Source organism: Colwellia sp. MB02u-14 (assembly GCF_014076915.1).
Taxonomy (GTDB): domain Bacteria; phylum Pseudomonadota; class Gammaproteobacteria; order Enterobacterales; family Alteromonadaceae; genus Colwellia_A.
Genome location: NZ_JACGUX010000001.1, coordinates 148464 through 170890, shown reverse-complemented (window position 1 = coordinate 170890; position 22427 = coordinate 148464). Strand labels below are relative to the sequence as shown.

Genomic DNA, 22427 nt, shown 5'->3' with positions numbered 1-22427 from the left:
CCACTTGCTCGATTATGATTTTCAATGCGAAGCGCTTAAAATCACATTAAACTTAAGCGACTGAGATAATAACAAGAATTGCAACTGATTTACACTTATTAAATGTTGTGCAAGAGCTGTAAAAATCACATACAATCATATAGCTTAGTACTAATTTAATAAATTCGACGTATGACGTATATAGAAGGTTATAACCATGGAAAAAAATATGTTCGCTAAACTAAAAACGGCCACGCTATTAATTTTGGCTTATGTTATTTCAGGTTGTAGTGCATTAACATTGCCGCCGGCAACCATACATCAATCAAATACCGTTGATGTTGCTTCTTACAAATACTTAATTGGTGCCGGAGATGTTGTTAATATATTCGTATGGCGTAATCCTGAGGTTTCAGGCACATTTGTCGTACGCCCCGATGGTATGATTACCACGTCTTTAGTTGAAGACATTTCTGTATCTGGCAAAACGCCCACAGAGCTTGCCCGCACCATTGAAGAAATTTTGGCCACTTATTTAAGAGAGCCCGTTGTTACCGTAACCGTTAATAATTTTGTTGGTCCGTTTAGTGAGCAGATACGGGTTATTGGTGAAGCCGCTGAACCTAAATCAATTAATTATACTCAGCAAATGACGTTACTCGACGTAATGATTCAGGTCGGTGGCTTAACTGAATTTGCTGATGGTAATGATGCTATTTTAGTAAGAGTTGAAAATGGTGAACAAAAACAATATGAAATATATATTGAAGACTTAATTAAGAATGGTGAGATAGCTGCTAACGTGGACGTTTTGCCAGGTGATATAATTGTTATCCCTGAAACTTGGTTTTAGTTTTAGTTGAATAAGAAAATAATGCCTATTTTATTAATTCCCTGTATTTAGAGGTCAGGAATGCAAGAAATACTTGAACAAATTTTAGATTATTTAAAAGGTATTTGGATAAAACGCCGCTACCTTATGATTGCTACTTGGCTTATTTGCCCTTTAGGTTGGTTTGCCGTTTCACAGCTACAAGATAGTTATGAGTCAGAAGCGCGGGTATTTGCTGATACTCAATCTATTTTAGGCCCTTTATTAAAAGGGATGACAGCTGAGTCCAATCCTGATGAACAAATCAGCTTAATGGTAAAAACATTGCTCAATCGCCCAAATTTAGAGCGTATTGCTCGGATGACCGATTTAGATGTTCAAGCTACTACCCCGCAAGGATTTAATAACTTAATTCAACGATTAACGAAAAACATTTCAATTAAAAAGACGGGTGGTAAAAACCAAAATATTTTCAATATCACATTTTCTGATAAAGACCCTGTAATGGCACGGGATGTTGTGCAAGCAGTTATTACTGTATTTATTGAAACGACGCGAGGCGAAAATCGTAAAGATTCAGATTCCGCACAAAAATTTCTTGATAGCCAAATTAATGAATACGAAAATCGCTTATTAAAAGACGAAGCAAGGTTAACTAACTTTAAACAGAAATACAGTGAAGTGCTGCCTAACCAGTACGGTGGTTATTACCAAAAGCTAAATAACTCAAAAGAACAATTAAAAACTATTGAACTAATTTTGCTAGAAACAAAAACACAATTAGCTGGCTCAAAAGCTAAATTGACGCAATCTTCAACGTCAGAATCTAATCAGCAAAATAATATTGTTGATTCGAATAGCGTAAAAACTACTTTTGATGACCGTATTGCGGAGTTAGAAGGGCAATTAGATTCACTACAACTTAGGTATACCGAGCAACATCCTGATGTGCTAGAAGTTCAACGTCGCCTTGAGCATTTATCAAAGAAAAGAGATGATGAAATTGAACAGTATCTAACAAACAATAATGAGGCCGGTAATGACTACACGCCAATAAGTCAGAACCCTGTAATTCAAGATATTCAAATTCAAGTGAATCAACTTGAAGGACAAGTTGCTTCGATGGAAGTTAGAGCGAAAAATTACAGAAGTACGGTTAAAGAGCTTGAAAACAAAATTCATACATTACCTGAAATTGAAGCAGAATTAGTGGCGCTCAATCGCGGTTATAACATTACTAAAAAGCAATATGAAGACTTGCTGGAACGTAAAGAAAAAGCACAAATAGGTCAGTCTGCTAATGAAACGACCAGTAAAATAAATTTCAAGGTTATTGATCCTCCTCGTGCACCTTTACAACCTGCTGGGCCCAAACGATTCCTGTTTTATGTGGTTGTTACCTTTTTAGGCGTTGGCGTTGGTTTGGGGCTGTCTTTTTTATTCAGTCAGATAAACCCTGTTGTGACTTCGAGCAGCCAAGTTGCTCGCACGACAGGCATTCCCATTTTTGGTATTGTTTCGGCTACTGAAAATTTAGGCCTACAAAGTAAAGATAAACGCAAAACCATACTGTTTTTTGTCTCTAACAGCTTATTAATTTTAATATTATGCTTTTTTATCGCTTATTCGTTATTTCCGGATGCTATACAAGCGCCAATACATAGGATTTTTAATTTATGAGTACCATAGAAAAAGCACTAGCTAAACAAAGGATAGCTCAACAAGACAAAACACCGGTTGTAACTGAAAATGTAACGATTGACAAACCCAAAAAAACAGTTAAAAGCTCAACAGATTCAGTTAATTATGAAAACAATGATCTTTTAGTTCTTAATAAAAATGATCTTGAAAGTCGTGGTTTCTTAATCGATAACGGTACCAGAAAAAGTATTAAAGATGAGTTTCGTCAAATTAAACGTAAGCTCTTAAACAATGCCTTTGGCTCAAGCTCTAAGACGCTTAAAAACAGTAATTTGGTTATGATAAGTAGCGCTAAGCCGAATGAAGGCAAAACTTTTATTTCAATCAACCTTGCGCTAAGTATTGCCTTAGAACAAGATAAAACAGTATTACTAATTGATGCTGATGTTTTGCGCCCAAGCATAAATCGAGAATTAGGCTTTAAGCAAGTCCCTGGCTTAATTGAATACTTATTGGGTGAGAAGCATGATATTCCTGAAATAATTTACAGTACCAATATTGATAAGCTTAAAATAATACCTGCAGGTGAACCTCATCATCTTTCTAATGAATTACTCGCCAGTGACCGTATGGAGTCTTTAGCTAAAGAACTCGCAGAGCGCTACCCTGACCGTATTGTAATATTTGACTGCCCACCCTTAATTGGCGTTACAGAAACGATGGTCTTAGCCAACTTAATGGGCCAAGCGCTGGTGGTAGTTGAAGAATCAAAAACGCTCTTAGCTGACATTGAAAAAGCGACAGGAAATCTCAATGAAGATTTAGCACTAGGTTTAGTGCTAAACAAAGCAATCAGATCTCACAAGGATATGTATGGCTATTATGGTTATGGATACGGCAGTAAATAAGACAGTATTAGCTGCAGCAATCTTTGCCATTTTATCTGCAAATACTTTCGCAGGGGAATGGCAGTTTACACCACAGTTGATTATTGATGAAACCTATACTGATAATGTTAATTCATCTGTTAACGAAAAAACATCAAGTTTAGTTAGTCAAACAGGTGTTGAATTAAGTACACTGTTTTCATCAAAAAAATTAAATTTTTCCTTTGATGCAAAAAGTCTTTATGCAATGTACACCCATGACCATGATACCGATGATGACTATCATACATTGGACAGTTCTTTTCGCTTAAACTTAGGCCCAAAAGGACTTGCTTTAATCGGTAGTGCTGCAATATCAAACCAAACACGTAATAATTCCCGTAATGCGCTTGCAGATATTGTTTCTGGTGACACCATTAGAGTTGAAAATTATTCGGGTGGTTTTCAGTACACTATTAATAATAGTGCTTTTATTGTTAATTCGGGTATTCAATACCAAACAACTAAGTCACAAGACGGTATAGGTGAACGAGAAGGCTATGCGGTACAGTTTTCAAGTAAAAATGGCTCTGCTGCTCGAAATATATATTGGGATACGTCATCTGAATATTCTGATGCGACTAATCAAGGCAGAGACGGACAGTTATTCAAAGGTGAAGTTAAAATCGGTTTGATTACGGGTTATAAAATAACCCCGTTTATACGATATTATGATGAAACTAATGAAGGTGATCTTGTTAATAATAGTTCATCACTTGAGTCAGACTCTTATGGTGGCGGCTTACGCTGGTTAATAAGCCCTAGAATCCTATTCGACCTATCTTATAACACACCTACTGGTACTCAGCTAGACCTCGATGGTAAAGAACAACAAGACTATGCTGCGGCCACAATTCGCTGGGAGCCTAGTCAAAGAACGACCTTAATAATTGATTACGGCCAACGATTTTATGGTGAAAGTTACGGTCTTGACTTTACCCATCAGAATAAGCGTTTGACTAATACAATAACCTATACAGAAGATGTTCAAGCATTTACCCGTAATAATTATGATAGTGTCGCCTTAGGTAGCTTTTGGTGTCCACAAGGTAACATAGCTGACTCTTCAACTTGTTTTGTCAATAATAATGATAATATCGATTTTGATAATTATCAGCTAATCAGCTTAAATGATTTTGTTTTAGTGGAAGATTTAGGCCTTTCATTAAACAAAGAGTTACAGTGGTCTTCAGAATTAGCGCTACCGCGAACCACTTTCAGTGTTGAGCTATCAAACTTGACCCGTGAAAATTTAAATACCCGTACCGAAGATGAAAATAAAAGGGCATCGTTTGCGATTAAACGCAAAGTTAGTGGTAAATCAAATATAAATCTCATGCTTGAATATACTGACACCCACTTTTTACTTGCACAAGAAAATGGCCGTCAAGACCGTTACCGACGTTATAGTATTGAGTATGACAAATCCTTAAATAGTAAACTAACCGTTAAATTAGGTGTAAGCCATCTTAACCGCAGTTCTACTACCCAGTCATTCAATTATGAGGAAGACAGAGTCTACTTCAATTTCAGTAAAGGTTTTTAGCAGTATGTATGAAAATTATTATGGTTTTAAAGAACGTCCTTTTCAGCTAAGCCCTGATCCGCGCTTCTTCTTCGCATCAAGTAATCATCAAAGAGCCATGTCTTATTTACAGTATGGTTTAGACCAAGGCGAAGGTTTTATCGTAGTAACAGGCCCTATTGGTACCGGTAAAACGACCATTGCTCGTAACCTGCTTAATAATATTGCTGACGATTCAATTATTGCCGCTCAACTTGTTACCACAAAACTTGATCCACGAGAATTACTTGAACTTGTTGCCTTTGAATTTAAAATTACGGTAAAAGGTAAAAGTAAAGCTGAGTTATTACAGTCAATTGAACAGTTTCTTATTGATTTGAATCGCCAAGGTAAGCGCGCTTTGTTGATTGTTGATGAAGCACAAAATTTACCGATAGAAACGGTTGAAGAACTCCGTATGTTATCTAATTTTCAACTTGATAATAAGCCATTGATACAAAGTTTCCTTCTCGGACAAGAAGAACTTAAAGATATTATTCAAGCGCCTAATATGGAGCAATTTCGTCAACGTATTATTGCTTCAGCACATTTAAAGCCACTGACAAGTGAAGAAGTAAAAGAATATATTAATCATAGATTACATCAGGCAGGTTGTAATAAAGAAGCTCTTTTTTCGGATGATGGCTTCGCTATTATTTATGAAAAAACCTTAGGTGTGCCCAGAAAGATCAATATTTTTGTTGACCGCTTATTACTCTTTGGTTTTTTAGAAGAGCTAACCTGTATTGATGTTGATGCTATTAATGAAGTTGCATTAGAGATGCAAGTAGAGCTAACAGGTTCACTGCACAAAACTCAATTAATGAGTAACGAACCCAGCCAAGCAAACGCACAACTCATCGTAAATTCAACTGAGAATGTTGAAAACATGAAAGAAATATTAAGAGAAGTCGAAGATATATTAGAGTCATCAATTAAGCAAAAAATTAAAATGGCTCGCTATGTTGATAAATTGCTTAAGCAAAAAAGCCGTTTGTATGCAGAAGCTAATATCGACTTAACGGCTAACAAAGGTACTGAACAAGATAAAGGTTAATAAATTTAAGTAAAGTAGAAGGTTTTGTTACGGCCAAACCTTCCAACTATTTTCTCTCTACCTGCCAGCACCCTACGTTTCATTAATGGTTAGACCATATTTTTCAATTAACGAATATAAAGTAGGCCGGGTTACACCGAGTAATTCTGCTGCTTTTGACATATTTCCTTCGGCTAGCGCATAAGCTTTTTGAATAGCGATTGATTCAGCTTTTTCACGTACTGAACGTAAGTTCAAAGATAATTCAAATTCAGTATTAGTGTGGTCAAAAAAGCCTAAGTCAAACGCTGTTACTTGTGTACCTGTCGTCATAATCACCGAACTTTTAACTTTGTTCTGAAGTTCACGAATATTACCGGGCCACTTATGCGCTTTAATTGCACTTAAACCGTCTTCTGAAAAGCTTTTTACATTACGTTTATACTCAAGAGAATACACCTGTAAGAAATACTGGGCGAGTATCAATACATCTTCATCTCGGTCACGTAAAGGTGGAATATTTAGGGTGATTTCACTCACGCGGTAAAATAAATCTTCACGGAAAGTTTTGTCTACCACCATTTGTTCTAAATTTTGATTCGTCGCACAGACTACTCGAACATCTACATTGATTTCTTGTCGTCCACCCAGGCGCTCAATCGTTTTTTCTTGGAGAAATCGTAATAGTTTTGCTTGTAAACTAAAGGGCATGTCTCCAATTTCATCTAAAAATAAAGTGCCACCTTCTGCACATTCTATTTTTCCTTTGGTTGCACGGTGTGCCCCTGTGAAGGCACCTTTTTCGAAACCAAATAACTCACTTTCTAGTAGATTTTCAGGAATTGAGGCACAATTGATCGCAACAAAAGGCTTTTTACTGCGGTCGCTGGCAATATGAACAGCATTAGCGGTAACTTCTTTACCGGTACCGCTTTCCCCTAACAGTAATGCTGTTATTTGTGTTGGCGCAATACGCTTGACCATCATGCGTAAACGGTCAATCGCTTCGCTGTTACCGATAATGCCGATATCGCTACCCACAACTTCACGCATTTTTCGATTTTCTTCTTCAATAGCGGCGACACTAAAGGCACGCGCAATGATGACATTGATAACGTCAGGGTCTATCGGTTTTTGGTAAAAGTCGTATGCTCCCGCTGAAATCGCTTTTAATGCATTTTTGCGGTCGTCATTGCCAGTAATAACAATAACCTTTGTATGAGGCGCTATCGTTAGAATTTCTTGCAGTGCCACTAAACCTTCAGTGGCATTAGCTTCATCGGGCGGCAGGCCTAAATCAAGTGTAACAACCTTAGGTTCATGGCGACGCACTGCCGCAATAGCACTATCGCGGTCTGAAGCTAGTACCGCTTCATAATCTGATAAGCTCCATTTGAGTTGTTTTTGTATTCCTTTATCATCATCAATGATCAGTAACTTTTCCATGCGGCTAAACCCCCTTTCTTATCATAACGTTAGCTTTCAATAATTCACTCATAAACAGGGTTTATGGGTAGGTCAATAATGAATGTAGTCCCTTGCCCTTCAATGCTTTCAACCTTAATTAGCCCTGCAATACCCTCAATAAACTGCTTCGCTTCAAAAACGCCAATCCCCATACCCGCGTTACCTTTGGTGGTATCAAAAGGCTTAAACAGTCGGTTATTAATAAAAGGCTTCGACATACCACAACCGTTATCTGAAATTTTTATGCCTATATGGTTGTCTTGCTGAGTAAGCTGTACTTTAACCCAACCTTGCTTATTTGTCGCTTCTTGTGCATTTTGTATTAAATGGTTGAGTACTGAATGAAATGATTCGCTATGAATGGCCATTTCACAGCTATTAATCTTTTCAAATGTCACAAGCGGTAAACTAATATTTCGCTGCTCTACTACACTGCTAATCAATTTTGCCATATCAACTAACTGGCTTTCAGACTGCGCCATTTGTTTATTTCGTAATTGCGATAAAACTTTTGATAAACGCTCAGTAGCTGACTCAACCGTTTCAAAAACATCAGCTATAAAGTCAGGGTTATCACGGTGCTTTTTAGCGTTAGTGCTGATTAAGGCTAACTGTGCTTGCACATTTTTTAAATCATGTACTAAAAAAGCGGACATACGATTAAAAGCGTCAAATTGTTTCGATTCGGCGAGTTTGTCATTAGCTTCATGTAAAGAGATAAAGTTTCCTAATTGTTTTGATATCGCAAAAAGTAAATCTCTGTCTTCCCAATTTAATTGCTTAACTTCGTTTTTACCGACCAAAAAGAACATACCATAAAAAGCTTTGCCAATAAAAATAGGAACGACAATTCTTATATTATTTGCATCAATTAAGGGTAAATTTAACGACAGGTTAGGGTAAATAGTTGGAGTTTGCTTATATTCGTCAATATCGATGATCCAACCTTGCTGCTGACAAAAACTGCTACAGTGAATTAGTTGGTCATTGAAAGAATCATCTAAAATAATATTCTCAGAGTATTGAACACTAAATCGTTGCTCCGTCACTTTTTTTAAAATAGCACCACCATAAGCATCAACTTTAGACATCATAATTTGTGTCGCCATTTGGTAATAGCTTTCTGCGTTAGTAGTTTCTATTTTTCCAATTAAATTTAACCATTCATCTCGGTATTCGTACTTATTAGCAAAAAAGTTTTTCGCGATAAATACCTTTAATTTTCGACGTAAAGATTCGGTGATCAATAAAGCGACGAGCACCAAGCTACCAAGCATTAGAAAACTAATACTAACGACACTCCCCCACTCACCACCGATGTAATTAATGACATAACCTGCCAGTGCCATAACCAGTAAATAAATACCTGCAATCATCAACATCGAGCTATAAAAAACCACATGTCGTGACACAAAAATGCGCACAGAGCCATTACGAATTCGACGTGTACTAATGAGCAATAACGGAAAAATCATTAGAGAAATATAGCCTCGGCTGAACCAAAAATTAAAATCGACACCATCAACCATAGTCGCTTGCGCATATAAAATGAAGTCAAAAATCGCAACACTCGCCAACGCTAGAACCATAGGTAAAATAGCCCAACGCACTTGCGAATTTGCACTACGATAAAGCTGTTCAAGCAGTACTAAACTCCATAAATTGAGCACGATAAAAAGAAGGAATATGTATTCGTAAGAATAGTTGAGTAGAGAGCTGGTTAACCAACACACCAACATTAACGTCCCCCAAATACTCACGTATTGACGAATATAATAATTAGCGATAATAGCCTTAAAAGAGGGATGCTCTGTATTGCAAAGTACAATTAATAACGACCAACAGGCTATTTTAAAAGCATCAGCAAACATTGCCCACTGCAAACTAAAACCCAGTTTGATTTGTAATGCTGCCACGATATTTGCAATAACCGTCACTAGCGTAGAAATGAGCACCCAGCGAGCAAGTGTTGTATTGTTGCGCGCAGCAAAAATAAGTAATGCAAAAACAAAATAAGCGGCGCTAGCTAACGAATAACCGAAGAGTCCTAATGAATCCATAATATAAACTTCTTATTGAGTTTTTGTTTAATTGTTTTGTTGTACTTTTTCTTTGGTAAAGATTTGCGTTAATACCGGTACTAGTAAAAAACTAGCAATCGCCGAAACACATAGTCCAGAAATAATAACCGTGCCTAGCGGTTGCCATAAACCGCCACCAAAAAGTGTTAATGGCAATAAGCCACCTATGGTTGTTAACGTTGTTAATAATATTGGCGTAAAGCGGGTGGCACTTGCATCGAGTATGGCTTGTTGTAAATCATTTGATTGATCCATATTACGGTTCGTTGTATCAATCAATATAATGGCGTTATTCACCACAATACCGAACAAACTAATTAAACCGATAAACGCCATCATCGAGAATGACTGCCCAGTAATGTAGAGACCTATTACTGAACCCGCCATCGCAAAAGGGATAGAAGTGAATATAATCAATGGCTGTAAAAATGACTTGAACTGTAATACCAGCACCGCAAAAATACCAATCGCCGTAACTAACATTATTTGCGCAAGACCTGAGAAATTCTCTTGCCTTGATTCTTCTTCACCCCCTAAAGTATAGCTAACGCCCTTGGGCATTTTATATTGTGCTAAATAGTTAATTACCTTTGTAGTCATTTCACTCACCGTATGACTTTTATCAACGTCAGCAGAAACCTTCGCCATGCGTAACTTTTGATAATGGTAAAACTCAGTACGGCCTTTTTGCAGTTTGGTGGTAATAAATTGATTGAGTGGAATAGCTTCGCCTAAACGATTAGTGACATTAATATCTTCTAAGCCGTTGATATCACGTTTTTTACGGCGAACAACAATAGGATAATTTTCACCATTATCATCATTAAAACGACCGACTGTGGTACCAGAAAGGATTGTCTGCAGAGTTGTGTCGAGCGTATTAATGTCGATATTAGTTAAACCTGCTTTTTCATAATTTATATCAAGCAATAGTTCTGTATTAGCAATTCCGATAGGGTTATCAATATTAATGATGCCTTCAGTACTTGCCATCATACTTGAAAGATCGTTAGCAACCTGTTCTAAGTCGGTAAGTGACTCGCCCATTAATCGTACACTGATGGGTAAATCGGTGACCGGACCTTGGGTAAATTCACTAACAGTAATTTTAGCTTGTTGCCATTGCCCAAACTCCTCACGAAGCTCGGTAACAAAACGAGAGACTCTTTCTGCATCGTATTCATGTAAAACCACAATCACCTGACCGTATGTTGCCACACCTCGTTTAGGTATTTGATTATAGTAAATACGCGGGTTTGCATTACCGACGTTTAAAGCAACTTTATCGACTAATGCATTTCTTTCAATTATTTCAGTCATTTGTTGCATAACTTGGTCGGTATAAGCTAGCGATGAGTTTGGTGGTGTTTCAACATCAAGCATGATCATCGGCTTTTCTGCTTTAGGAAACAGACTGACACCTACTTTGCCAAACAATGACAACATACCGACCAAACAAAGTACTGCGATAGCGATAACGATCCAGCGAGAAAGTATGAGTCGAGCAAGCCATTTGGCATAAACACGCTCTGCAAAGATATTGACGTAATGCTGTAGCGTTTTTATTTTTGACTTACTTGGTACTGTATTTTTGGCAAAAAATCGACTGGCTAATAATGGCGTTAATGTAAGCGCAATCAATAGAGAAGCGAACAAGACTAAAACAACCGTAACCGGCATTGAACGAACAAAGTCACCGGTATTACTTGCTAACATTAGCATGGGTAAAAACGCTAACATTGTAGTGACTGTTCCACTGGTTATTGCCCAACCAACTTTGGCGGTACCTGATGCTGCGGCATCGGCCAGATTTACAGCTGTTTTTTTCTCTCGGTGAATGCTTTCAGTAACCACTATGGCATTATCAACAAGCAAACCTAATGCGATAATCAACCCAACAATAGACATTTGTTGTAAGCCAAAGCCACTAAAATCTAACCAACCAATAGCGACTAAAAACGACAATGGAATAACAGCAATGACAACTAAAGATTCACGTAATCCTAAAAATACCAAAGACAGCAGACCAACCAAGACAAGGCCTTGCCAAAGGTTGTCAAAAAATCCGTTGACTCTCAATTCAACACTGTCGGCTTGCTTGAATAAAACATCAACTTTTATGTTGCTGGGTAAACTTTCTGTAAAGCGCGCAATTTCATTATCAATACTTTCAGTTAATCCAAAAATATTCGTATTAGGTCGTTGCTCTATCGTAAGAAATATAACGGGTTTATTATCAAAATAAGCTAAATAGTTAGGTTCTAATCCTGAAAACTCAACAGTTGCGACATCTTTTAGACGCAAAACAAAACTGTCATCAGAGCGAATAACGGTTTCACCTAACTGAGCCAACTGTACAAAATTACCACTTGCTTTTACATTAAAGCGCCTTGAACTTGCATCAACATAACCGGGTGTAATATTGGTTGCGCGTCCTTGCAAAATAACATTAATATCGGTAACCGATAAGCCGTAATGTTTCAACAGCGCTAAATTCACGTCAATTGCGACAATTTGCTGAGGGTATCCCCAAACATCGGCTTTGCGAACATCGTTAATCGCTTCCAGACGTTTTTCTAACTGCTTAGCGTAAAACTCCATTGATTTGTAGTCTGTAGGCTCACTCCAAAGCGCAAGTTGCATAATAGCAACACTCGTAGGCGTGGCTTTTAACACAAGTAAATCGTGAACGCCTTCGGGTAAGGTAGGTTTTACCGTTGAAACCGCCTGTTTTACTTTGTTATAGGAAGCCTCAGGGTCTGTTCCGTAGAGAAAAGTAATTTCAATGCGAGCACCACCATTTTTTACTTGTGATTCAATCTTTTGAATATTTTCAATATCTGAAAATTCTTCTTCAAGTGGGTTAACCACTAGAGTTTCAATATCTGTTGGCGAGGCTCCGGGGTAAATCACTTCAATTAACGTAATAGACATGTCAAATTGAGGGTCTTCTGAGCGTGGCATTTGAAAATAAGAAACAATACCGACTAGCACCAATAATACGACTATCGTCAAAGTAAATTGGGCGTTCTTTATGGCGAGTTTAGGTAAAAGCATAGTGGCTATTCACCTAATTTAATATGTTGCCAGCCACTGGTAACTATTTGTATAGGCTGATCGTCAACTGACGCAAACAAATATAAAAATTGATTGTCTAAACGATAAATATCGTAGTGCTGATAAGTGAGTTCTTGATCGTTTTTTGTAATCACAATAGCTTGACCGTTGTCGTCAACAGAAATTAAGGCAGAAATAGGTAAACGGTAAACAAAATTGTCACTGGTAAAATCGATCGTAATTTCGGCAATTTGTCCTGCGACAAGACCACTTTTTAACGCAAGGTTCGGTAGTAAGACTTCAATAATAAACATATTACCGTCAGTGTTAGCAATAGCCGGTATTTTACTAACTTCACCAATAACAACGCCTAACGCTTGTAAGCTAACATTTACTTTTTGACCTAAACGAACCTGGCTTACTTCACTACCCGTTAACGCAACTTTTACTACCCAGTTTTTATCTAGTGCCGCTATTTTTAGTATTTCATGCCCGGGTGACTGTAATTCGCCTAATTCAGTATAACGATTTAAGACCACCCCAGAAAATGGTGCTATGACTTGCGCTTTTTCGAAATTATAAAAGGCAATTTGATATGCCGCTCTCGTTGTTTCAACTTGGGTGAGTGCAATATCAAGATCTTGTTCTGAATTCAATGCATGTTCAAGCAACTTTTTTTGACGGTTAACTTCACGTTTTGCTTGTAATAGTTGTGCATAAGTCGCATTTTTATTTTGAAGTAATTCGGTAGTGTCTAAAGAAGCAAGCAACTGATTTTTTTCAAAATACTGCCCTTCATCAACGGATAGTTCGGTTAAATAGCCGCTACTTTTGAAAGATAAATTCAACGTTCGTTTAAAATCGAGTTTCCCCGTTCGTTTGATCGTATCTGCGTAAGGCTCAACAATGACTTGTTCGAGATCGTAACTTTGCGACAATACTGAAAATGATGCAGAAATGATTATTCCTGCGATTAAAAATCGAACAAAACTATTCCATGATTTCATATGCAATTCTATAACGCGTTAAATTAACTAATTTTATTATAGCCAATACTTTAGGGGTGTTGCTAAATAAAGTACATCTTTTTCCATTATTTTTGCTCTGCTTGATTCAGATTTATAAAATTCGCACATCAACTGAAAATAAAGACGACAAAGCTAGACAATTTTCACGATTAATTATAGTATTTGCCGCGTTTAGAACAGCAAACCACCCGTAGCTCAGCTGGATAGAGTTCACGCCTCCGAAGCGTGAGGTCACAGGTTCAAATCCTGTCGGGTGGACCACTTTTTATTCAAGTATCAAGCAGCACTTAAAATAGATAGTTTCATTTTATATAACTGTTGTTCTTCTTTTTTGTAGCTCCACTTCAACGCATTTTCCAACATCTTTTTAGCCAATTTCATCTCACTTCTTTTAAAGTATATTTTAGCTAAACCTATGTAAGCTTCTTTTAGATAAGGCGCATTTTTTAAGGCTTTTTTGAAATAAATTTCAGCTTGTTCACTATCTTTATGTGATTTATAGGCTTGTTCGAGCCAAACATATGGATTTGGGTTGTCCAAAGTATTCAATTTTTTTTGATAAAAATCGACTTCCGCCATTCTATTTTCCGTTAACAATAAAATCATATAATTACGTATTATAGGAATGTTTTTTTCATCCAAAGATATACCTAATTGATATAATTTTTCAGAGGTTAACTTATCATTTTCAGTTTTATGCAATAAAGCCATAAAGTTAAGGGCTTCAACGCTAGACGGTAAAATTCTCAACGCCTCTTTTCCATAGGCAAAAGCTAAATCTGGTTTGTTATGTATAAGGGCATCGCCAGCAATATTTCGATAGTACATAGACAAAAATTTATTAAAGGAGAATTCTGGTCCTTTTTCACTGTTTTTCACTGGGAAATAATCAATCACGATGCCTGGTTTAGTCAGATATATCAGACCTTTTTCTGGAACAAAGCTAGGATCATAGATAATAGTTTGCACATGTGAAGACGATGATAAAAACTGATTGTTTTTTTGGAAAATAGGCGCCGAAGTCACTTCACGATAAGAGGTTTTCAACCCCACTAGTCGAGTTAAAGCCGTTGTCAGAATAGATAAGCTTAAGCAATTCCCTTGTTTTTCACTTAAAGACTTTTGAGCAATATTGGTTTCACCGTAAAAGGTAAAGTTATTTTTAAAGCGTTGCAGATAAGTCGCTAAAGCAACATGCGACTCAAGCCCTTCCTTTTTAAGCTTTTCATACTCTTCAAAAAAATCAGCTTCTTGTTCCTTGGAAAGTGCGAAAATATCTTGTTCACTTATGACCGCCTCCGTAAACGTGAATAAACTGTTATTCAGCGGAATATCAATCTTTGCTTTAGGGTCAATGATAGCGTTAGAACAAGCACTTACTAACGAGATAAATAAAATAATAGCGGTGAGTTTTAACATAACAATTCCTTTGCTCCATTCGTTTGACAGACTTTATCTCCATCAAAGTATACTATAAGTGTATTCTTGTCAGTAAAGGTAGCTTATCAGTCTGCTATTTTATTAAAGCTAAGATGCGAATAAGCCTTTAATGTTTTGCTGATTAAGTATCAGATGAAAATGGTATTTAGGAGAAATATTTCAGTCCTCTCAAATTAAAACCAATAAAAAGCCTCGCAAGTGCGAGGCTGATTTTCATTTCCCTTTGGCTTCAAAAACAGCCAAAAATAAAGCCCCTTCCTAAATGACTATATAGGTTCACTTAGGAAGGGGCTTTGGATTCTAAAGAGCTCAACTCTATACTTTTTAATTAATGAGAAGTTGGCATTTACTTTTAAGTTGATTTAATTCTCTCGGTAAGAGAACATCAAAAGTCATATAAAGTAAGGACTGTTCTATATCAACCCAAGCTAAAGTATGAATATTCTTTCTTACATTTGCTTTATCATTAACACCAAACTTACACCTCGAATTATCAAATTGGTCTTTAGAGTTATTTAAAAGCATCTTTGCGTTTTCTTTTTGTTCTTTAGTGCTTAAAGAGTGTATAAATATTTTTTTGTAATCATTAAGCTTTATGATTAATATTGCTTGGGTATCACTTGACTGACTTTCTAAATACCCTGATTCAATGATTTTAAAAGAACTTTTACTTAAAGTTACTGTAGCTCCATTAGTAAACCTCGCAAGAGCAATATTAAGTTCTGATTTATAAATAACAATAAACAATGAAATTGTTATTGCAATAAACATTATTAAGAGTGCATGAAAGACTTTATTGTTCTTCTTCATTTCTTTGTTCCTGATTATCGTTATTATCATCATCGTCATCATCACCAAACAGCCATTCAAAAAATGTTTGTCCACCTTTTGCAACCAAGTCTGCCTGACTTGTTGGAGGTAAGTGACCTAGGTTGATACCGTTTTGAACAGTATTTCCAGCTTCATCAACATATTCATCCCTTTTTTCAGCTTCCTCTTTAAATAACCTATTGGAGATTCTAGTTATTTTGGTAGAACCTTGTAATAAGAGGTACAGAAATACCAATATAATTGGACCAATTCATTCCAATCATATTGGACCAACGTAAAATTAATTAAATCTTAAATAACCAATTAATTTATTATAAATTAATTGGTTATGAAGTTTCAGAACCTTAATTATGACAGCTACACACAATTATGTGAAAGAACATTTTTTTGTAAAACCAACTTAAACTCACAACCAAAGTTATTGGAAAGCATCACCTCGATTTATTAAAATAATGACTTATTTTTGATTGGGCCGATAACATGAATACAGTTGTTAAGGATTGGGTTATCGTTACAATCATTGAAAATAAAAAGCCGATTGGAAAAGTACTTTATGGCATCGTAATTGACGATATGAGTTGCCGATTTTTGAAGGGTGATTATGTTTGCTCGTCTATGATCATAGACATCAACTTTGACACTCAGCTCATAAAAACTGAATCAGGCAGTCTTTACCAAATTATCGGAAATGGTAAACGAACAAAAATTATGATGGAAGAATTTGAGTTATTACGCCAAGGTTTTAACCCTGAGCAAATAATTGCTATTCGCCCATCAACGAAACTAAAAGTCCATTAAGAATTTGGCTTCAAAAGCAGCCAAAAATAAAGCCCCTTGTGATGTAACCATTTGATGGCATTTCAAGGGGCTTTGGGTTCAAATAAGTTCGAAGGTCAAATGAGTATATATCTCAAGTGTCACCAACCCCTTTTATTTTTGTTTTTTCTTTCTAAAATAAACTATAGCGTCTACTGGTATAAATACGGCTAAAACAAATACGCAAGATTTCACAGTCAATTCGAGTACATTTAAAAAGCTTAGATCCCAATTATACACCCCTAAGAGTTCATCAATAATCCATAAACCAAAGAAAGCAAAAATTACTAATAGCGTAAATATTTTCGAATAAAGAAATATATCTAAAGTTTTTTTGTTCAAATTATTTATCCTCCATTAGAGTGTTTTTAGCGTCAGCAGCATTACCCATTAAATCAGCAGCGCCTTCAACGATACTTTTACCTAAGCCGTTTACTTTGTTTGTTTCGCCAAATGCTCCCTTTGCTCCCTTAACTAATGATTTGAGACCTTCACCTCCAGCAGCACCTAATGCTCCAAAAAAAGCACCATCTCCCATATTGCTCCCTAATTGACTAGCAGTAAATGTTCCATCGGTGTCCCCTTGCATGCCATCTATTCCTGCATTTAATAACGTACTTCCTGCGCCTAACGCAGAACCAGCAACGGAATTACCTGCTATATTTGCAACAATAGCACTTCCGCCTGTAAAACCAGCTTGAGCCACACTAGTACCTATTGATTCAGCTAAACCAACCCCTGTTGCTCCGATTACGGCAGCAACTCCAACTTGTGTGTAATCAATATTATCAAAACCTTTACTGTAACCTTGAGCAACAGCGTTTATCCCACCAGCAATAGCAGCACCAAGTACATGCCAAATAAATTCACCATTAGGGTCAGTATACTTATAAGGATTATTATTAACATACATATAACGATTAAACGACATTACAGGGTTCTTAGCTGTATACCCAACCGGATCATTCGAGTAGAAACGACCTATGACTGGATCATAGTATCGTGCCTGCATATAACTTAACCCTAAGTCAGTATCAAACTTATGCCCTGTATAACCAATTTCATTTTTTGTCCCACCCCAGTCTTGGCCAAAAGGCTTATAGCGATGTTGTGAAACCATGTTGCCTAAACTATTTGATTTCGCCGCTGTACTGCCTAGCAAGTCACGGTGAATATAAGTAACTACACTGGCTTTTTGTTGTGCGACGAGTTGACTCCCTAAATAGTAATTCTCTTGTGATACACCATTAATATTCTCAAAAACAAGTTGCCCCGATGATGTATAAAAAGAATAACGCGTGCCAGTGCTATCTATTGCTTTAACCCGGCGATTATGGCCATCATATCGATAGCTGTTCCCATTACCATAGGTCATTTGATTTGCTAAATTATAACTAAACGATTTATTACCATTACTGGTCACATTGCCTCTACTATCATAAGCCATATTATAGTTGACAGAGCCAGAGGTGCTGGACAATTTTTTATCACTCCCGTAGTAATAGTTAATATAGGAACCGCCAAACCTAAACGTAGTAATATTGCCCATATTATCGTAGTTCATATCACCAATAACGTTCCATGAACCTACTGGTCCAGGACCAGGATAAGGTGGTGTAGGAGGTGGATAATCCCCCCCAATAGCAATGCTGGTTGCCGGGACTGATTCAGCTTGAAATTGTGTCTCTGAACCACCAGATGATATAACATATTTCTTCGTAGTATCTAAACGATCTAGCGCATCATAGGTAAACTTTAAATCATGTGAGGTGTTCTGTAGATCGTTCCAGCGCGTAATATTGAAGTTTCCATCATAGCTATATTGGTTATTAACAAGAGAGCTACCACCACATGAAGTACGCTGAATATTAGGTACACCAAAACTTTTTAAAGTTTGTATTGTTAAACAACTATTGCCATGGGTCATATTCTTTAATTGCCCGTTTTCAAAATAATCAATGTTACTGGCATAACTCCCTACCGACTGCGCTTGACCTAATGCGTTAGGAGAATAATAAATAGTTCTTCCACTCGGGTAAGTGATACTATTTTTGTTAGCCTCAGCATTATATTGATGGGTTAGTGTCCATATATAGCCATCAAAAACTAATGACTCTGATGTCATCAAATTCAAATCATTGTAGTTATAATTATGTGTTGCACCATTAAAACTCAATGATTTCAAATTACCGTTCTTATCATAAAAGTATGCTTTATTTGCCGTTGAGTCACCAAAACTGACCAGACTTAATGCTCCCAAATTATTGTAGCTATACGTTGTTTTTTCACCTATTGAAACCGAAGTGTCACAAGCTGTTAAACTGCTTGAAACTGAGTTTCCTTGAGCTGACCACACAGTGTTACCGACTGCATCAATACTAACAGCCGTATTACCTATGTCAGGTCTAACTGTTTTACATAAGTTGTGATAATAGTCGTAAACTCTATGCTCGGAAATTCCTCCTTGGGTGATACTTTTAAGGTTCCCATATAAACTGTAAGTCATAATAGTGTTCGCAAGATTATTGGGGGTCACAATACTAATGGGCTCTTGCTGACTTGGGCTACCGTAGGCTTTATAAGTTGTGGTGGTGAGCAAATTACGATTATCTGTCACCGACACTTTACTATTGGGTGCATAGCTATAACGAACACCGTTACCACCAAGTGCATTATTTACTGACTTGGTTATTCTCCCTAAACCATCGTAGGTTATATTAGTGCCATATGTTGTTGTTATAGATCTTTTGGGTTGAGATTGGAATGTTTTTTTCCCATAGGCGTTGTAAGTATTTCTTGTGTAAACAATGGTTGATGAATCACGTTTATCACGTACTTTTGTCAGTACTGGGCGAAGCAGACCATTATAATAGACTTTACTTTCAAAGTTGCCCTTAGTAGTCGTTTTTATCAGCATACCATTATGCACAAATGAAGATTCTTCACTTCCATGAGCACTATTATAAGAAATAGTTGTATTGTTCCATTGAGCACTTGCAGGGTTTATAAGCGTTTTACGCCCTAAGTTATCATGACCATAGTTGATGACATTACCATTAAAGTCTGTTGTTTGCTTTATCCAGCCATTGCTATCAACGGTTCTATAGCCGTATTGGCTTGTGGTTGAAGTGCTTTGAGGTGTTCTGATTGTACGAGGGATACCACGATAATAATCGCTCGCTTCAGACCAACGATTACTTGCATTTAAACGGGTGAGTTTAGGTAGGCCCGCGTTTGTACCACTGGTGTGATAACTTTCATTACGTTTAACCCAGCGACCCAAGCGATAGCTATGATATGGCTTTGATTTATATCCCCCACTTGCCGAGTGATAGGTTTGCTGTGAAACCAATTCATTCCCTACATAATTATTATCACTACTCACGTAGGTTGTGGTGGGTAAGTTTAATAAGTAGTTCGTTGTGTCATGGTAATAGCCTTGTTTTGTATAGCGCTTATTGTTATTAAAATTATTGTATTCATAGGTCTTTCTAGCAACGCCATAATCATTGTGCTCAGAAAAAACTTTATAATATCTTTTGTTTACACTGCCTTGATGTAGCTCAATTGTTTTTTTCGTCATCAGTGCTCTATAAGTGATAGGCGCAACATTAACATTCTCAACTAAACTATCACCTACAAAGGGTCCTTGCTGATACGTATTAACCACTCGTTTTAATAAGTTCGTTGCGTTGGTATCATAATATTCAGTGACCACAAGCTTACCATCAAGCACACTCGTGTAATCTCTATTGTGGTAGTACATAGTTTTCGAACCATCCGGTGCTAATACTGTCGTTCTCTTATAATCTATATTGTTAATATAATCAGCAGGATAAGGAGAAGAAATTCTGAAGTTTGAGCCTGAAGAAGCCTCATTTGCATAATAACCTAAGTTTTCAGAGTAACTATAAGACCAATTTGATATGGGTAAACCCGGTCCTGAAATTGTTTTGGTAGTCAATGCCATTGATTGATGGCACTTTTTTGTATAATAAATATTTTTATATGCGTTATACAGTTTATGAACCTTCGTCTTGCCCCGTAATCTTGCCTCAACAGTGAACGTGCCCTTAACACCATTAGGATGAGTGATCGAAACAGTTTGAGGGTATCGAGATGGAATGCTACATCGGGTTTCTAGCCTTTTGTAATGATTAAATGCAGAAAAATTGAAACGCCATTCACTATTATCAGGCCTTCTTACTGAGGCCAACGTTTTTACATCTCCACCTTGATAGCTATAAAACCACTGACGCCCATTAGCATTAACACTGGTAATTAGTCGATTATTAGGCGAGGCTAAATCATAACGTAAAGTAATAAGACGGCCGTCACTCGATGATATTTGATTAAGTACTTTATAAGTATTAGGCCCAGCTTGAACATTACCATAATGATAATTAACCGTATTATTAAACCTATCTTGAATTTTGCTAACATACAGATATATATTTTTAACACCGATACTTCCTGAGCCATTTGTTAAAATGCGATCAGTCTCTATCACTTTTACGTTAAACGTATAAGTTAACCCATTTGGTGACTGCACAATATACATCTCTCCCACACCAAGCGTATTAGGTGCACAAGTAACTCGCCAATTAGATTTTGTTTTTTTCGGATGAGTTCCACCTACATACAGTAACTGCTCAGAAACCATGCCTGGAACATGTAAATGCTCACCATCAAAATATTCAGAGCCAAGAAAAACGCCACCACTCGCAACCATTTGCGTTACCTCTGGTTCACCACTACATTCTTGTCCTCGACCCCAAGTTCCTAGCATTTTATGGCCAATAATGACCTTAGTACGAATGTGTGGAATATCTAATGCCCAATCACCAAAACCACCTTTTGCCCAAAAACTAAAAGCGCTATCTTTAAATTGACGGGAAATTGAAACAGGAATGTTGTTATTACCAGGAAGAGATACGTCTGTATAAGTGAAACTAAGCGCACCAGTATTTAAGTCTATCTGCTCCCCCAATAAACCTGTTGTTTCTGGAGTAATGGAATCTTTTGCATTTAAACCAAACTGGATAAATTCATTTGACGAAGGTGATGAATCACCTTCGCCTGTATCAGGAATAAGATTGACATGTTGATTGTCTAAAGTGGTACCTGATGATTTAGTTATGACTTCTTTTTTTTGTGTGTTTATATCTACTTTTTTTATTACTTCTGCAGATAGAGCTTCAACACTCGCGAGCAGTGAACTTGCAATGATGATCAATTCAAATATTTTACACATTTTAAAAGTCCCTTTATACGTGATTAAAAACAAATGATACTTTTTATTAACATTAGTTTAACATTTTATTTTCGTCAAATAAGATCATAAGTCAAAACAGACAACACTTACCCACCGTTAGCCTCAAGGGATTAGCCATTAAGTATTTTTAATAGTAAGTTAGCCCATAGTCGTCAGTTAAGTTAAATGGGTATTAGTTAATGACAACATTGGTTATTTTAGCTGCAGGCTTAGGCTCGCGCTTTGGTGGCAACAAACAGTTAGCCGGGTTTAGTGCCGCCAATTTGACTTTAATGGAGTGCAATATTTGTCATGCGGTAGACGCAGGATTTACAAAAGTTATTTTTATTATTCGGGCAGATTTACGTGCTTTATTTTCTCAACAGGTATTGCCCCGGCTTGTTGGTAAAATAGAAATAGAATTTATTGAGTAAAACTTAAGTGATTTACCTGCAGGAATTTCTCTTCCTGAAAA

Annotated in this window: 16 protein-coding genes and 1 tRNA gene; 8 read left to right on the top strand and 9 right to left on the bottom strand. The window is 36.8% G+C overall.

Annotation, left to right across the window (positions count from 1 at the left end):
- Positions 1–196 precede the first annotated feature (196 nt).
- From H4J52_RS00690 to H4J52_RS00670, 5 genes are read left to right on the top strand one after another with little or no spacing between them, the layout of a single operon-like run.
- Complete coding sequence (locus H4J52_RS00690) at positions 197–832, top strand: XrtA/PEP-CTERM system exopolysaccharide export protein (RefSeq protein ID WP_182180713.1); 636 nt, start codon at positions 197–199, stop codon at positions 830–832.
- Between the two features lie 60 nt (positions 833–892).
- Positions 893–2491 carry an XrtA system polysaccharide chain length determinant gene (locus H4J52_RS00685; RefSeq protein ID WP_182180714.1) on the top strand — a complete coding sequence of 533 codons (1599 nt, stop codon included), beginning with the start codon at positions 893–895 and terminating at the stop codon, positions 2489–2491.
- Positions 2488–3360 (top strand): XrtA-associated tyrosine autokinase, encoded by an 873-nt coding sequence (locus H4J52_RS00680; protein WP_182180715.1) that lies wholly within the window; start codon positions 2488–2490, stop codon positions 3358–3360. The genes H4J52_RS00685 and H4J52_RS00680 overlap by 4 nt, the downstream gene beginning before the upstream one ends.
- A complete protein-coding gene (locus tag H4J52_RS00675; RefSeq protein ID WP_182180716.1) occupies positions 3326–4924 on the top strand; it encodes a TIGR03016 family PEP-CTERM system-associated outer membrane protein in 1599 nt (532 codons plus the stop codon). Before H4J52_RS00680 ends, H4J52_RS00675 begins: the two co-directional genes overlap by 35 nt.
- 4 nt (positions 4925–4928) lie before the next feature.
- A complete protein-coding gene (locus H4J52_RS00670) occupies positions 4929–5999 on the top strand; it encodes an XrtA/PEP-CTERM system-associated ATPase (RefSeq protein WP_182223468.1) in 1071 nt (356 codons plus the stop codon).
- A gap of 72 nt (positions 6000–6071) precedes the next feature.
- Here the strand turns inward: H4J52_RS00670 and prsR are convergent, their stop codons facing one another.
- Genes prsR through H4J52_RS00650 form a run of 4 tightly spaced genes read right to left on the bottom strand, consistent with a single transcriptional unit; the run spans position 6072 to position 13590 of the window.
- The gene (gene prsR / locus H4J52_RS00665; protein WP_182180720.1) at positions 6072–7424 is read right to left on the bottom strand and encodes a PEP-CTERM-box response regulator transcription factor; all 1353 of its coding nucleotides are present in this window, start codon (positions 7422–7424) and stop codon (positions 6072–6074) included.
- A 44-nt stretch (positions 7425–7468) separates the two neighbouring features.
- A complete protein-coding gene (prsK, locus tag H4J52_RS00660) occupies positions 7469–9505 on the bottom strand; it encodes an XrtA/PEP-CTERM system histidine kinase PrsK (protein WP_182180723.1) in 2037 nt (678 codons plus the stop codon).
- Between the two features lie 27 nt (positions 9506–9532).
- On the bottom strand, positions 9533–12583 hold the full coding sequence (locus H4J52_RS00655) for an efflux RND transporter permease subunit (RefSeq protein ID WP_182224080.1): 3051 nt from the start codon (positions 12581–12583) through the stop codon (positions 9533–9535).
- Between the two features lie 5 nt (positions 12584–12588).
- Positions 12589–13590 (bottom strand): efflux RND transporter periplasmic adaptor subunit, encoded by a 1002-nt coding sequence (locus H4J52_RS00650; RefSeq protein WP_182224079.1) that lies wholly within the window; start codon positions 13588–13590, stop codon positions 12589–12591.
- A 205-nt stretch (positions 13591–13795) separates the two neighbouring features.
- Between H4J52_RS00650 and H4J52_RS00645 the strand changes: the two genes are divergently transcribed.
- Positions 13796–13872: transfer RNA gene (locus tag H4J52_RS00645), tRNA-Arg, on the top strand.
- A gap of 15 nt (positions 13873–13887) precedes the next feature.
- On the opposite strand, the gene H4J52_RS00640 is transcribed toward H4J52_RS00645, so the two are convergent.
- The 3 genes from H4J52_RS00640 to H4J52_RS00630 form a co-directional block, all read right to left on the bottom strand.
- Positions 13888–15030: a lipopolysaccharide assembly protein LapB gene (locus H4J52_RS00640; RefSeq protein WP_182223465.1), complete on the bottom strand. Its 1143-nt coding sequence runs from the start codon at positions 15028–15030 to the stop codon at positions 13888–13890.
- Between the two features lie 345 nt (positions 15031–15375).
- Positions 15376–15861 (bottom strand): hypothetical protein, encoded by a 486-nt coding sequence (locus tag H4J52_RS00635; protein WP_182180731.1) that lies wholly within the window; start codon positions 15859–15861, stop codon positions 15376–15378.
- Positions 15845–16117, bottom strand: coding sequence for a hypothetical protein (locus H4J52_RS00630; protein WP_182180733.1), 273 nt, complete (start codon positions 16115–16117; stop codon positions 15845–15847). The genes H4J52_RS00635 and H4J52_RS00630 overlap by 17 nt, the downstream gene beginning before the upstream one ends.
- Before the next feature lie 245 nt (positions 16118–16362).
- On the opposite strand from H4J52_RS00630, the gene H4J52_RS00625 reads away from it, so the two are divergent.
- Positions 16363–16680 carry a DUF6957 family protein gene (locus H4J52_RS00625; RefSeq protein WP_182224078.1) on the top strand — a complete coding sequence of 106 codons (318 nt, stop codon included), beginning with the start codon at positions 16363–16365 and terminating at the stop codon, positions 16678–16680.
- A 132-nt stretch (positions 16681–16812) separates the two neighbouring features.
- Here H4J52_RS00625 and H4J52_RS00620 read toward each other — a convergent pair whose 3' ends face one another.
- Both H4J52_RS00620 and H4J52_RS19760 read right to left on the bottom strand, forming a co-directional pair.
- A complete protein-coding gene (locus H4J52_RS00620; RefSeq protein WP_182224077.1) occupies positions 16813–17040 on the bottom strand; it encodes a hypothetical protein in 228 nt (75 codons plus the stop codon).
- Position 17041: 1 nt separating this feature from the next.
- Positions 17042–21952: an RHS repeat domain-containing protein gene (locus H4J52_RS19760; protein WP_182224076.1), complete on the bottom strand. Its 4911-nt coding sequence runs from the start codon at positions 21950–21952 to the stop codon at positions 17042–17044.
- A 200-nt stretch (positions 21953–22152) separates the two neighbouring features.
- Between H4J52_RS19760 and H4J52_RS00610 the strand changes: the two genes are divergently transcribed.
- Positions 22153–22386 carry an NTP transferase domain-containing protein gene (locus H4J52_RS00610; protein WP_182180755.1) on the top strand — a complete coding sequence of 78 codons (234 nt, stop codon included), beginning with the start codon at positions 22153–22155 and terminating at the stop codon, positions 22384–22386.
- Positions 22387–22427: the final 41 nt, after the last annotated feature.